14 protein-coding genes, 1 tRNA gene and 1 other annotated feature are annotated in these 13,049 nt (G+C 47.5%); of the genes, 12 read left to right on the top strand and 3 right to left on the bottom strand.

The features are described from left to right. Positions 1–57: 57 nt before the first annotated feature. The 6 genes from M654_RS17555 (at position 58) to M654_RS17530 (ending at position 4,022) form a co-directional block, all read left to right on the top strand. Positions 58–1,167 (top strand): GerMN domain-containing protein, encoded by a 1,110-nt coding sequence (locus tag M654_RS17555; RefSeq protein ID WP_026588160.1) that lies wholly within the window; start codon positions 58–60, stop codon positions 1,165–1,167. Between the two features lie 135 nt (positions 1,168–1,302). After that, positions 1,303–2,043: a ribonuclease PH gene (rph, locus tag M654_RS17550; protein WP_026588159.1), complete on the top strand. Its 741-nt coding sequence runs from the start codon at positions 1,303–1,305 to the stop codon at positions 2,041–2,043. A 21-nt stretch (positions 2,044–2,064) separates the two neighbouring features. Next, positions 2,065–2,664: an XTP/dITP diphosphatase gene (locus M654_RS17545; protein ID WP_026588158.1), complete on the top strand. Its 600-nt coding sequence runs from the start codon at positions 2,065–2,067 to the stop codon at positions 2,662–2,664. Then, positions 2,661–3,182, top strand: coding sequence for a YfcE family phosphodiesterase (locus M654_RS17540; protein WP_026588157.1), 522 nt, complete (start codon positions 2,661–2,663; stop codon positions 3,180–3,182). Before M654_RS17545 ends, M654_RS17540 begins: the two co-directional genes overlap by 4 nt. Before the next feature lie 102 nt (positions 3,183–3,284). Next, positions 3,285–3,358: transfer RNA gene (locus tag M654_RS17535), tRNA-Arg, on the top strand. A gap of 145 nt (positions 3,359–3,503) precedes the next feature. Beyond that, positions 3,504–4,022, top strand: coding sequence for a hypothetical protein (locus M654_RS17530; protein WP_026588156.1), 519 nt, complete (start codon positions 3,504–3,506; stop codon positions 4,020–4,022). A 39-nt stretch (positions 4,023–4,061) separates the two neighbouring features. On the opposite strand, the gene M654_RS17525 is transcribed toward M654_RS17530, so the two are convergent. Together M654_RS17525 and M654_RS17520 are read right to left on the bottom strand one after the other, a co-directional pair. Beyond that, positions 4,062–4,319, bottom strand: coding sequence for a hypothetical protein (locus tag M654_RS17525; protein ID WP_026588155.1), 258 nt, complete (start codon positions 4,317–4,319; stop codon positions 4,062–4,064). 118 nt (positions 4,320–4,437) lie between these two features. Beyond that, positions 4,438–4,674, bottom strand: coding sequence for a hypothetical protein (locus tag M654_RS17520; RefSeq protein WP_152520982.1), 237 nt, complete (start codon positions 4,672–4,674; stop codon positions 4,438–4,440). Between the two features lie 57 nt (positions 4,675–4,731). Between M654_RS17520 and gdhA the strand changes: the two genes are divergently transcribed. Then, positions 4,732–6,114: an NADP-specific glutamate dehydrogenase gene (gene gdhA, locus M654_RS17515; protein ID WP_026588154.1), complete on the top strand. Its 1,383-nt coding sequence runs from the start codon at positions 4,732–4,734 to the stop codon at positions 6,112–6,114. 26 nt (positions 6,115–6,140) lie between these two features. Here the strand turns inward: gdhA and M654_RS17510 are convergent, their stop codons facing one another. Further along, on the bottom strand, positions 6,141–6,398 hold the full coding sequence (locus M654_RS17510) for a hypothetical protein (protein ID WP_236251148.1): 258 nt from the start codon (positions 6,396–6,398) through the stop codon (positions 6,141–6,143). 459 nt (positions 6,399–6,857) lie between these two features. Between M654_RS17510 and ilvE the strand changes: the two genes are divergently transcribed. The 5 genes from ilvE to M654_RS17485 all read left to right on the top strand — a co-directional run bounded on the left by ilvE (position 6,858) and on the right by M654_RS17485 (position 13,022). Beyond that, positions 6,858–7,772 (top strand): branched-chain-amino-acid transaminase, encoded by a 915-nt coding sequence (ilvE, locus tag M654_RS17505; RefSeq protein WP_026588152.1) that lies wholly within the window; start codon positions 6,858–6,860, stop codon positions 7,770–7,772. A gap of 3 nt (positions 7,773–7,775) precedes the next feature. Further along, positions 7,776–8,036 (top strand) — a binding site (T-box leader). Between the two features lie 152 nt (positions 8,037–8,188). Beyond that, complete coding sequence (ilvB, locus tag M654_RS17500; protein ID WP_026588151.1) at positions 8,189–9,913, top strand: acetolactate synthase large subunit; 1,725 nt, start codon at positions 8,189–8,191, stop codon at positions 9,911–9,913. Continuing rightward, positions 9,910–10,428 carry an acetolactate synthase small subunit gene (ilvN, locus tag M654_RS17495; RefSeq protein WP_026588150.1) on the top strand — a complete coding sequence of 173 codons (519 nt, stop codon included), beginning with the start codon at positions 9,910–9,912 and terminating at the stop codon, positions 10,426–10,428. Before ilvB ends, ilvN begins: the two co-directional genes overlap by 4 nt. A gap of 22 nt (positions 10,429–10,450) precedes the next feature. Next, positions 10,451–11,479 (top strand): ketol-acid reductoisomerase, encoded by a 1,029-nt coding sequence (gene ilvC, locus M654_RS17490; RefSeq protein WP_026588149.1) that lies wholly within the window; start codon positions 10,451–10,453, stop codon positions 11,477–11,479. After that, on the top strand, positions 11,466–13,022 hold the full coding sequence (locus tag M654_RS17485) for a 2-isopropylmalate synthase (protein WP_026588148.1): 1,557 nt from the start codon (positions 11,466–11,468) through the stop codon (positions 13,020–13,022). Before ilvC ends, M654_RS17485 begins: the two co-directional genes overlap by 14 nt. Positions 13,023–13,049 lie beyond the last annotated feature (27 nt).

Raw genomic sequence — 13,049 nt, 5'->3', positions numbered from 1 at the left:
TAATTCACAAATGGGCTCGTATACATAATAGTACAAACTGCCTTAGGAGGGAAAAGTATGCTGAAAAAAGGAATGAAAGGAATCGCGGTCACAGTCACAGCTTCCGCGCTGCTTCTTTCCGGGTGCGGATTATTTCAGTCAGATCAGGCCTCAGAGGAAATAGATCCGCCGCAGGATATCACATATGTAAAAGAGGAGAAGAATCAAGACCAAATGGATAAGATGGAAGACAAGAAAGAGGACAAAGAAGACAAAACGACCGGTGATCATAAAGCTGCAGAAAATAGTGATACAGTCATGAGAGAGCTTTATCTGATAGATAAAAACGGTTATGTGACAGCCCAGACGCTGCCGCTTCCAAAAAAGGAGGGAACGGCCAAACAATCGCTCGAATACCTTGTTGAAGGAGGCCCGGTCTCAAACATACTGCCGAATGGATTCAGAGCCGTGCTTCCGGCGGACACAGCCGTCAATGTCGATATTAAAGAAGACGGGACAGCGATCGCCGATTTCTCGAATGAATTTAAAAACTATAAGGCCGAAGATGAACAAAAAATCGTTCAGGCGATCACATGGACACTGACCCAGTTCAACTCGATTGATAAAGTGAAAATCCGCATGAACGGCCATGATTTAAAAGAAATGCCTGTCAACGGCACACCGCTTTCAGAAGAGCTCAGCCGTAAAGACGGTATTAACATCGAGACAGCCGGAGTGACCGATATAACGGCGACAGAACCTGTGACCGTTTATTATTTGGCGGAGTCGGATGAAGGTGAGTATTATGTACCGGTGACAAAGCGCACATCAGGCACAGAAAGCGATCCGGTGACGGCGGCGATTAAAGAATTGACGGAGGGCCCAAGCCTCAAAAGCGGGCTGCTGTCGGATTTCCAAGGAAACGTAAAACTTGAAAGCAAGCCGAAAATTGAAGACGGTCATGTCACCCTCGACTTTAATGAAGCCATTTACGGCAGTGCAGACGGCGAAAAGAAAGTGATTTCAGACGAGGTTTTAAACAGCATCGTTTTGACATTGACCGAACTTCCGGATATTAAGAGCGTTTCCGTCACGGTAAATGGCAAAGCCGAGCTTGTGAATGAAGAAGGCGAAAAGCTTTCCAAGCCTGTCACAAGGCCGAGCCGGGTGAACACAGGTAGTTTTTAACCGCAGGTTTTTGATATACTATATAAAAAGAGGTGAGCGTATAAAGCTGCCTCTTTCTTTATTCAGCTTTTCAAATACATGTGTGTAAAGCGGAATGATTGGGAATGTTTATGTACATATAATCGGAGGTAAAACATGAGATACGATGGAAGAGAGAACAATGAACTGAGACCCATATCGATGGAGCTTGACTTTATCACGCATCCCGAAGGATCGGTCCTGATCACAGTCGGCGATACAAAGGTCATATGCAACGCTTCTGTAGAAGACCGCGTCCCGCCCTTTTTAAGAGGGGAAGGAAAAGGCTGGGTGACGGCGGAATACAGCATGCTGCCCCGTGCGACGAATCAAAGGACGATCAGGGAATCGTCAAAAGGAAAAGTGTCCGGCCGGACGATGGAGATCCAAAGGCTGATCGGACGAGCCCTGCGTGCAGTCATTGATTTGGAGAAGCTGGGTGAGCGGACCATCTGGATCGACTGTGATGTCATTCAGGCGGACGGCGGCACAAGGACGGCATCGATCACCGGAGCCTTTACGGCGATGGCCTTGGCCGTCGGACGGCTTGTAGAAGACGGCTCAATCAAAGAGATGCCGATCACGGATTTTCTGGCCGCCACATCTGTAGGAATTGATCAGGAACACGGACTCATTCTGGATTTGAACTATCAGGAAGATTCAAGTGCAGAGGTCGATATGAATGTCGTCATGACAGGCGACGGCCGCTTTGTCGAACTGCAGGGAACAGGGGAGGAAGCGACGTTTTCCAGAAACGAACTGGACGGGCTTTTGGAGCTTGCCGAAAAAGGAATCAAAGAACTCATCGACAAACAAAAAGAAATGCTCGGAGATATTGCGGCGTCCATTCAACAATAACTTGAGAAAGGCTTGATATGAATGAAGGAAGTCATCATTGCCACAAAAAACGAAGGGAAAGTCAGGGAATTCAAAGAGATGCTCGAACCGAGAGGCTACGATGTCAAATCATTATTGGATATCGGCTATACGGACGAAATCGAAGAGACCGGACAAACATTTGAAGAAAACGCCATCATTAAAGCGGAAACCATCTCTAAAGAGACCGGCAAAATGATCATTGCGGATGATTCAGGTCTTTCAGTCGATTTTCTCGGCGGGAGTCCGGGCGTTTATTCCGCGCGTTATGCCGGTGAAGAGAAAAACGACCTCGCCAATTTAAAAAAGGTTTTGAATGAGCTTGAAGGAGTGGAAAAGGAAGACCGTTCGGCAAGGTTCAGGTGTGCGCTTGCCCTATGTGTTCCCGGAGAGGAAACGAAAACGGTTGAAGGCTCAGTGGAAGGATACATTACCGAAGAGCCCCGCGGCACCAACGGCTTTGGCTACGATCCGATTTTTCTCGTCAAGGATAAAGATCAAACGATGGCCGAGCTTTCAAGCGAAGAAAAAAATAAAATCAGCCACAGGGCGGATGCGCTGAAAAAGCTGACCGCTTTATTGGATGAGGGGGAGCCGGAATGAAGGTGTTGATTGTCAGCGACAGCCACGGCCTTGAAAATGAGCTGCAAACGATCGCAGAACGGCATGAGAATGATGTGGATCTCAGCATTCACTGCGGAGATTCCGAGCTGGATTTTTCCCACCCGGCCCTTGCCTCTTACTTGACGGTAAAAGGGAACTGCGATTTCTACGGGGATTTTAAAGATGAAATCGTCGTCCCGATCGGCTCACACAAGCTCTTTTTCACACACGGACACTTGTATGGCATTAAAGAGTCGCTGTTAAACGTTTACTATAGAGCCGCCGAGCTCGGCGCCGATATCATCTGCTTCGGTCATTCCCATATCGCGGGAAGTGAGCTGATGGACGGCAAACTCTTGATCAACCCCGGCAGCATCCGCCTTCCGCGGGTGCGGAAAGACAAAACTTATGCTATACTAAGCATTGACAAAGACGATGTGTCCGTCCGTTTTTACGATACAAACGGACGGGAAATTGAAAGCTTGGCAAACCATGTCCAACTTCAGACGCCATCATGAGGAAGAATTTTTTTCTTCCTCGTGATGAAAAAAATTCTAAAAAGTTGTTGACTTTCTGGTACAATGCGAATATAATAAATCTTGTCGCTGATAGTTCAATATGTCCCAGTAGCTCAGCTGGATAGAGCAACGGCCTTCTAAGCCGTCGGTCGGGAGTTCGAATCTCTCCTGGGACGTCATCATAAGAAAGCCTCAAACCTTGATATACAAGAGTTTGAGGCTTTTGTTTTGCAAAAAAACAACATCCTAAAAATTCCCTTTCATTTTTTCGGCAAGATTGACAAAGATAAAGGATGTGATCAACTTTAAGGAGGATGTTGTATGACTAAACAACAGCAAAATCAGCAGCAGCAAAAGCAAAAACAACAACAACAAAAACAAAAGCATGAACAGCTGCTTGGGGCCAATATCACGGATGCCGAATTCGCCCAAGAATTCGGGAACATTCAGCAGCAGCTTGCCCAGCTGGAACAAACCGTTTCTCAAATGGGTTCACAGCAGCAAGGTCAAAGCGGCCAGCAGAGCTCTCAATTAAGTCAGGGAATCAATCAATTAAAGCAGCAAATCCAGCAATTCAGCTCTCAATCTCAGCAGCAAATGCAGCAAACAGATCAGCAGATTCAACAAAGCATTCAGCAGGCTGTCCAACAGCTAAATCAAGCCCTCCAAGGCATCCAGACAAATCAGGCGATGAACCAAATGAGCCAAGCGCTGCAACAGGCGCAGCAGTCCTTTAACCAGCAAGGGCAACAAGGACAGCAGGGACAGCAAGGCCAACAAGGTCAGCAAAACCAGCAGCAGCAAAACCAAAATCAAAATTTCCAACAACCGCTTCAATAATATTGAAAAAGAGCCGTGCAGAACGGCTCTTTTTGATTATTATTCCTCGTTTTGATCATCTTCGTCATGAGTTGGGTGTGCACCCGGATACTGCCTTGGCAGCCCTTGGTGCAGATTTCTGAATTCATATGTGAAATTGCTGTAATATTGCTGACCTTCCCGCCATGGCGTTTCTTTGTTTTCAACAGGCTCGTTTTTGCCCGCCGCGGCTCCATAGGCCCCTTCGGGAAATTCCTCGGCTGCAAGGAATTCTCGCTGCGTCTCAACATTTGACAAATCTTCGTATTTCTTATCCATCACAACACCCCGTTTTTAATCATAGTGTTGCCCTGAAATACGGGGAGCTATGTGTTTTATTTTATATGCTGAAATCATCATTTTTTTGCGGGGTAAAACCGGGATGCATATTCATCTGTCAATCAACGAAAAATGGCGTCAGACCGGAGAAAACAACCATACAGACTGCAGAAAAAATGAAACATGCGGCCGGCATTTTCACGGTTATAGTCCGTTCCGCCCCTGATTGAAGGCGAGTGCCGCCAAGGCTTAGTACCCGCTTATTTTCGCTTTCTGGTAAACATCTCATAAAAGCAACGGTTTCATCTGTTTTCCAGATTGAAGAAACGCCTTTCTCAGATGTAAAATTTACCATGATAGAAAATCTTCCAATGTACGATAGACATTGATTGAGAAAAGGGGCTGAAGAAAGGTGCATGTACTTGAAAAAGCTGAACAAACCAATGTGCAAGCGGCAAAAGATTATGTGACAAGAGCCTATGAAACCGTCCGACAGCGAAATGGTCATGAAAGCGAATTTCTTCAAGCGGTAAAAGAAATATTTGATTCGCTCGTCCCTGTGCTCGCGAGGCATCCGAAGTATATAGAGCAGCGTATTTTGGAACGGATCGCAGAGCCGGAGCGAATGATTGTATTCAGGGTTCCGTGGGTGGATGACCAGGGTATTGTCCGGGTGAACCGCGGATTCCGTGTTCAATTCAATAGTGCCATCGGTCCGTACAAAGGAGGGATCCGATTTCACCCGTCGGTAAACGCCAGCATCATCAAATTTTTAGGCTTTGAGCAGATTTTTAAAAATTCGCTGACAGGACTTCCGATCGGCGGTGGTAAAGGCGGGGCAGATTTTGATCCGAAGGGCAAGTCAGACCGAGAGATCATGAGCTTTACACAAAGCTTCATGAATGAACTGTACAAATATATCGGCCCTGACACGGACATCCCGGCTGGGGATATTGGCGTCGGGGCGAGAGAAGTGGGCTGGATGTTCGGACAGTATAAAAAAATCCGCAGCCGTTATGATGCCGGTGTATTGACAGGAAAAGGCCTTGAGTACGGGGGAAGTTTGATACGTAAAGAAGCGACAGGCTACGGGCTTGTCTATTTCGTAGAAGACATGCTGAAAGACCAAGGGATGAGCTTTAAAGGCAGCACCGCCGTCGTCTCGGGATCTGGGAATGTGGCGATCTATGCCATGGAAAAAGCGGCTGCATTCGGCGCCAAAGTTGTAGCCTGCAGCGATTCTGACGGGTATGTATATGATCAAAACGGCATCCATCTTGATACGGTCAAACGGCTTAAAGAAAGCGAGAACAAAAGACTCAGCGAATATGTAAAAGCTCATCCTGAAGCACGCTATGTTCCGGGGTGCTCAGGTGTCTGGTCCGTTCCGTGCGATATCGCGCTTCCTTGTGCAACGCAAAATGAGATTGATGAACAAGCAGCTGAAACATTGATCATGAATGGTGTTAAAGCCATCGGTGAAGGGGCGAACATGCCTTGTGATCAAGATGCTGTCCGGCGGTTTTTAGATGCGGGCATTTTATTCGCTCCCGCCAAAGCGGCAAATGCCGGCGGTGTTGCCGTTTCTGCGCTGGAGATGGCGCAAAACAGCGCGCGATGGCGCTGGACGGCAGAAGAAACGGATGCCAGACTGCACGCCATCATGACGGACATTTACCGAAGCAGTAAAAAGTGCGCTTCTGCATATGGCAGAGCCGGGAATCTGATCGACGGCTGCAATATCGCGGGGTTTATCAAAGTAGCAGATGCGATGATCGCTCAAGGTGTTGTTTAAAGAGGGGAAGCCTGCTGCTCCCCTCCTTACATTCTGTAACCGCCGAACGATCCGGTGAATCCGTGTGCTCCCATGAATGGAACGCCGGTATGACCAATTCCGAAATCCCCGAGGATGGGTCCGGTCAACACGTTGCCGAACGGATAGAACACAGTTTGGCCCGCATGCATGGAAGGGTTATACACGTATGTCTGGGAAAATCCAAAATACCCGGGATATGGATACTGGCGGGTATCCCAGCTTGGAATCCGAATATACGGATTGTATGAAATGAAGGTTGTCATCATATTCCCCCGTTTATATTGATTTCTCTAACATTTTATGACAATTTACAAAAATGGAGTTTGTACTTCTTGATTGATAAAAAATCTCACCGATTAAACAGGTCGGTGTTTATTTTTTGTGTCATAAAATATAACAAAATCGTAGGAAACGTTGTTCGAATTGTGTATTGTGTATAGATTAAAGAAAAAAGTTAAAATTGTTTTTTATTTTTACGTTTCCTTTTATATCAATAATGTAAGCGTATACAAGTAGATTGATTAATCTAAATTGTCTAATAATTTTAAAAAATACGGTTGACACTGCCTGTAAAGGGGCGTAATATGAGTTCAAACAAAAGAACAAATCAATTGAAAACATTTCATCTTTCCCGAGGAAGACGGCGGGAAATCGGGTTCCCGCATCATCATTTTTTACTCGTTTAAAGCGTTCATTTACAACAGAAAGGTGTGCAAGAGGGCATGGGGGACCAGAAAGACCAGTGGATCTTCCTAAACGACAAACTCGTTAAAAAAGAAGACGCTAAAATATCGGTCTATGATCACGGATTTTTATACGGGGACGGTGTGTTTGAAGGGATCAGGGTATACGACGGAAACATCTTCAGAATGAAGGAACATATGGACCGGCTCTATGATTCGGCAAAATCGATTTTGCTGGAAATCCCTTTTCAGCAGGAAGAACTAACACAGCACGTTCTCAAAACGGTTGAAAAAAACGGGCTTAAAGATGCTTACATTCGCCTGGTTGTATCAAGAGGGGCGGGCGATCTCGGACTCGATCCGAACAATTGCTCAAAACCGAGTGTCATTATTATTGTCGAACCATTGGCAATATTCCCGAAACATTTATATGAAACTGGGATTGATATCATCACGGTTCCGACGAGAAGAAACCGGCCCGATGTCTTAAGCCCGAAAGTGAAATCCCTAAACTATTTAAATAATATTCTTGTCCGAATCGAGGCGCAGATGGCGGGTGTCAGCGAAGCGCTCATGCTCAATGACCAAGGCTATGTGGCCGAAGGTTCCGCGGATAATGTATTCATTTATAAAAACGGAAAACTGTTAACACCGCCGGGCTATATCGGAGCGCTGGAAGGGATTACGCGCAATGCCATCATAGAAATTGCCGAAGAGCTTGGCTATGAAGTGAAAGAAGAGCCGTTTACCCGCCATGATGTTTATACGGCGGACGAAGTGTTCTTAACCGGAACCGCCGCCGAAGTGATCGCGGTTGTCAAGGTGGACGGCAGACAGATTGGAGACGGCAAGCCGGGAGTGCATACAAACCGGATGCTTGAAAAGTTCCGCGAGCGCGTCGTGCGCGAAGGGGAAAAAGTAAACATCAAAGATCAAAGTTTAAGTGTCAGCTGAATAGGATAAGCGTAGAAGAGGATAAGTAGCAGCGGAAACGCCATCTGCAGAGAGCCGGGAGTGCTGGGAACCGGTGATGGCATCCGCCGTGAACTCCCCTCTGAGCGTCAGCCTGAACGATTTTCTCGATTTAGTAGGGCCGGCCGGGTGAACACATGAAGGTTCACTCGTTATTAAACCGGATAAGCGATTATCCATAAGGCGGCTGTAAAAAGCCGTGAACAAGGGTGGTACCGCGGAAAGAAAAGCCTTTTCGCCCCTTTGGCCTGCGAGGTGAGCAGCGTCAATTGTGGGCGGGAAGGCTTTTTTAGCTGTAAAAGCAGTTTGGAAACGAATGCTTTACAGCATACATTGCAAAATGACAAAACAATTGTGAACGAACAGTGATGATCATCACTTGATAAGGAGGAAGAAAAATGGGGACGAATGTACAGTTGGATGCAGAAAATGCCCAATGTACACAAACAATGGCAGGGGCGTCAATGCTGATTGAGGCTTTAAAACAGGAAAATGTTGAAGTAATCTACGGTTATCCGGGCGGGGCGGTTCTGCCGATTTACGACAAGCTGTACGGGTCAGGCATGTTTCATGTGCTGACGCGCCATGAACAGGGCGCCATTCACGCAGCTGAAGGATATGCGAGAATTTCCGGAAAACCCGGCGTCGTCGTCGCCACGTCAGGCCCAGGCGCGACCAACCTTGTGACAGGTCTTGCCGACGCGATGATCGATTCATTGCCATTGGTTGTGTTTACGGGGCAGGTGGCGACATCGGTCATCGGCTCTGATGCCTTTCAGGAAGCGGATGTGATCGGAATTACGATGCCGATTACAAAGCACAGCTATCAGGTGCGGAATGCCGAAGACCTGCCGAGGATCATCAAAGAAGCGTTTCACATTGCGACAACCGGGAGACCGGGTCCCGTTTTAATCGACATTCCGAAAGATATCGCTGTCGTCGAAGGTGAATTCAGCTATGACCATGACATTCATCTTCCGGGCTATCAGCCGACGAAAGAACCGAATTACTTGCAGATCAGAAAGCTTGTTGAAGCGGTCAGCGGAGCGAAAAAACCGGTCATTCTGGCGGGTGCGGGTGTTTTGCACGGAAAAGCGTCAGAAGAATTAAAAAATTATGTCGAACAGCAGCAGATTCCGGTCGCCCATACGCTTTTGGGTCTGGGAGGCTTCCCGGCCGATCACCCGCTCTTTCTCGGAATGGCGGGGATGCACGGCACATATGCCGCCAACATGGCGCTGTACGAATGCGACCTGCTGATCAGCATCGGCGCCCGGTTTGACGACAGGGTGACAGGGAATTTGAAGCATTTCGCCAAGTTTGCAAAAGTCGCCCACATTGACATTGATCCGGCTGAAATCGGTAAAAACGTTGAGACACATATCCCTGTCGTCGGAGACAGCAAGCTTGTGCTCAGAGAGCTGATCAAGCAAAACGGCAAGCCGAGCGCTTCTGATGAATGGAAACAGCAGCTTGCGGACTGGAAAAACGAATATCCGCTCTGGTATGAAGAGAATGAGGAAGAAGGCTTTAAACCTCAGAAGCTGATCGAATACATTCACCGCTTTACAAAAGGTGAAGCGATTGTGACAACGGATGTAGGGCAGCATCAAATGTGGGCCGCACAATTTTATCCGTTCCAAAAAGCTGACAGATGGGTCACTTCAGGAGGGCTCGGAACCATGGGATTTGGACTTCCAGCGGCCATCGGCGCTCAGCTCGCTGATCAAGATGCAACGGTTGTCTCCATTCTCGGTGACGGAGGATTTCAAATGACGCTTCAGGAGCTCGCCGTCATCCATGATCTGAATCTTCCGATTAAAGTCGTTGTCCTGAACAACCGCTGTCTCGGAATGGTCCGGCAATGGCAGGAAATCTTTTATGATGAACGCTATTCGCACTCAAAATTCACGTCACAGCCGGACTTCATCAAACTGTCTGAAGCTTACGGCATCAAAGGTGTGCGGATTACATCTGATGAAGAAGCGGAAGAAAAGCTCGAAGCCGCTTTGACATCGAAAGAGCCGATGGTCATCGATGTTCAGGTAGCACAGGCGGAAAAAGTTTTTCCAATGGTTGCGCCAGGAAAAGGGCTGCATGAAATGGTGGGGGTGAAACCTTGAAAAGAATCATCACGCTGACGGTTTTGAATCAGACCGGCGTCTTAAACAGAATCACGGGTTTGTTTACAAAACGGCATTACAACATTGAAAGCATTACGGTGGGCCACACTGAAACACAGGGCATCTCCAGGATCACATTTGTCGTCCATGTGGCAGATGAAAAAGAAACGGAGCAGCTGACAAAACAATTAAATAAGCAAATTGATGTGTTGAAAGTCACAGATATTACGAATCAATCAATCGTCCAAAGGGAACTGGCGTTAATCAGAGTCGTTTCGCCTCCTTCCAGCAGGGCGGAAATAAACGGTGTGATCGAGCCGTTTCGAGCCTCTGTCGTCGATGTCGCAAAAGACAGCGTCGTCGTTCAGGTGACAGGCGAATCAAGCAAAATTGAAGCCTTAATCGAATTGTTGAAACCATACGGGATTAAAGAGGTCGCCAGAACAGGCACCACGGCATTTGCAAGGGGAACACAGCAAAAGCCGGCCTCTATTAAAACAATATCTATTGTATAAAACATAAAAGGGAGAGATTGAAATGGTAAAAGTTTATTATAACGGTGATATCAAAGAAAACGTATTGGCAGGCAAAAAAGTGGCGGTTATCGGATACGGTTCACAAGGCCATGCTCACGCATTGAATTTGAAAGAAAGCGGAGTGGACGTTATTGTCGGCGTCAGAAAAGGAAAATCCTTTACAAAAGCAGAAGAAGACGGCCATCAAGTATACACGGTCAGAGAAGCTGCGGCACAGGCGGACATCATCATGGTGCTGCTTCCTGATGAACAGCAGCAAAAGGTATATGAAGCTGAAATTAAAGACGAACTCCAAGCTGGCAATTCACTTGTTTTCGCACACGGCTTCAACGTTCATTTCCATCAGATCGTTCCGCCGGCGGATGTAGACGTATTCCTTGTCGCTCCTAAAGGACCGGGACATCTTGTCAGAAGAACATTTGAACAGGGTGCCGGCGTTCCTGCACTGTTTGCGATCTATCAGGATGTCACAGGTGAAGCGAAAGATAAAGCACTGGCCTATGCAAAAGCGATCGGCGGTGCGAGAGCCGGCGTTCTGGAAACGACATTTAAAGAAGAAACAGAAACAGATCTTTTCGGAGAACAGGCGGTTCTGTGCGGCGGACTGACTTCCCTTGTCAAAGCCGGCTTTGAAACGCTGACAGAAGCGGGATACCAGCCTGAGCTCGCATACTTCGAGTGTCTGCATGAGCTGAAGCTGATCGTCGACCTGATGTATGAAGAAGGCTTGGCCGGCATGAGATACTCCATTTCCGACACGGCTCAATGGGGAGACTTCGTATCAGGACCGCGCGTTGTTGATGAAAACGTCAAAGCGTCGATGAAAGAAGTATTGAAAGACATCCAAAACGGAACGTTCGCGAAAGAATGGATCGTGGAAAACCAAGTCAACCGTCCTCGCTTCAACGCGATTAATGCAAGCGAAAACGAGCATGAAATTGAAGTGGTCGGCAGAAAGCTTCGCGAAATGATGCCGTTTGTCAAACAGGGCAAGAAGAAGGAAGCGGTGGTAGCCGGTGCGAAAAATTAATTTTTTTGACACAACACTCCGTGACGGTGAACAGTCGCCGGGCGTTAATTTAAATACGCAGGAGAAGCTGGCGATTGCCCAGCAGCTCGAAAAACTCGGGGTTAACATTATGGAAGCGGGCTTTCCCGCTTCATCCCCCGGGGATTTCAACGCTGTCAAAGAAATCGCCGGGACGATTAAAAACTGCTCTGTCACAGGGCTTGCACGCTCTGTGAAAGGCGATATCGATTCGGCGTGGGAAGCGCTGAAAGACGGAGCCGAGCCAAGGCTGCATTTGTTTATCGCCACTTCCGACATCCATTTAAAATACAAGCTGAAAAAAACGCGTGAACAGGTTCTTGAGCAGGCGGTCGCAATGGTGAAATACGCCAAGGAGCGATTCCCGGTCGTCCAGTGGTCTGCCGAAGATGCATGTCGGACCGACCTGCCGTTTTTAGCCGAGATCGTCAGTGAAGTGATCGCCGCCGGTGCAGATGTCATCAATCTTCCGGATACAGTGGGATATTTAACTCCTGCCGAATACGGAAACATCTTCCGCTATATTAAAGAAAATGCCGCAAACGCCGACAAAGTTCAGCTTTCAGCCCATTGCCACGATGATTTGGGCATGGCTGTCGCCAACTCTTTGGCTGCGATTGAAAACGGCGCGGACCAGGTGGAATCGGTCATTAACGGCATCGGCGAAAGGGCCGGGAACGCGGCTCTTGAAGAAATCGCTGTCGCATTGCATATCCGCAAAGATTTCTATCAGGCGGAATCAACGATTCAATTGAATGAAATTAAACGGACAAGTGATTTAGTGAGCAAGCTGACCGGAATGGCCGTACCCCGCAATAAAGCGGTCGTCGGCGACAATGCTTTCGCCCATGAATCAGGTATTCACCAGGACGGCTTCTTAAAAGAAAAAACCACATATGAAATCATTTCTCCAGAGCTTGTCGGCGTCAAAACGGATGCGCTGGTGCTCGGAAAACATTCAGGGCGCCACGCCTTTAAAGATAAGCTGCAAACCTTGGGCTTCCAGTTTGGGGAAGAGGAAGTGAATAAGTTCTTCAAAATCTTTAAAGAGCTGACCGGGAAGAAAAAAGAATTTACAGATGAAGATCTGATTTCCCTTATTCTCGAAGAAAAAGCGACAGACCGCAAAATCGGCTATGATTTTATTTCTCTTCAGGTGCACTACGGGACCTCGCAAGTTCCGACGGCTACTGTTTCTCTGAAGGAACAGGAAACCGACCGGATCATTCAGGAAGCAGCGACGGGAGCGGGAAGCGTTGAAGCGGTTTACAACACGCTGAAACGCTGCATGAACAAAGAAGTCCAGCTTCTCGACTACCGGATTCAATCCAACCGCAAAGGGCAGGATGCCTTCGCACAGGTTTATGTCAGGGTGATCATTGACGGAAAAGAATCAGGCGGACGCGGAGTCGCCCAGGATGTCCTTGAAGCTTCTGCAAAAGCGTATTTGAACGCGGTCAACCGTTATCTTGTATTCCAATCGAATGCGATAGGTTTGGCAAAACAAGCAGCTGTAGGATCATGACAGTTAAGAAGGAAGGAGTTTGTTTAA

Origin of the sequence: Bacillus sp. NSP9.1 (assembly GCF_000465465.2) — a bacterium.
Lineage (GTDB): Bacteria > Bacillota > Bacilli > Bacillales > Bacillaceae > Bacillus > Bacillus sonorensis_A.
This window is presented reverse-complemented; position numbering and strand designations above follow the sequence as displayed.

Excerpts from the sequence above, each read along its gene's own strand:
- M654_RS17555 (WP_026588160.1), top strand. The coding sequence starts at position 58 with ATGCTGAAAAAAGGAATGAAAGGAATCGCGGTCACAGTCACAGCTTCC.
- rph (WP_026588159.1), top strand. The coding sequence starts at position 1,303 with ATGAGATACGATGGAAGAGAGAACAATGAACTGAGACCCATATCGATG.
- M654_RS17545 (WP_026588158.1), top strand. The coding sequence starts at position 2,065 with ATGAAGGAAGTCATCATTGCCACAAAAAACGAAGGGAAAGTCAGGGAA.
- M654_RS17540 (WP_026588157.1), top strand. The coding sequence starts at position 2,661 with ATGAAGGTGTTGATTGTCAGCGACAGCCACGGCCTTGAAAATGAGCTG.
- M654_RS17530 (WP_026588156.1), top strand. The coding sequence starts at position 3,504 with ATGACTAAACAACAGCAAAATCAGCAGCAGCAAAAGCAAAAACAACAA.
- M654_RS17525 (WP_026588155.1), bottom strand. The coding sequence starts at position 4,319 with ATGGATAAGAAATACGAAGATTTGTCAAATGTTGAGACGCAGCGAGAA.
- M654_RS17520 (WP_152520982.1), bottom strand. The coding sequence starts at position 4,674 with ATGGTAAATTTTACATCTGAGAAAGGCGTTTCTTCAATCTGGAAAACA.
- M654_RS17510 (WP_236251148.1), bottom strand. The coding sequence starts at position 6,398 with ATGACAACCTTCATTTCATACAATCCGTATATTCGGATTCCAAGCTGG.
- ilvE (WP_026588152.1), top strand. The coding sequence starts at position 6,858 with ATGGGGGACCAGAAAGACCAGTGGATCTTCCTAAACGACAAACTCGTT.
- ilvB (WP_026588151.1), top strand. The coding sequence starts at position 8,189 with ATGGGGACGAATGTACAGTTGGATGCAGAAAATGCCCAATGTACACAA.
- ilvC (WP_026588149.1), top strand. The coding sequence starts at position 10,451 with ATGGTAAAAGTTTATTATAACGGTGATATCAAAGAAAACGTATTGGCA.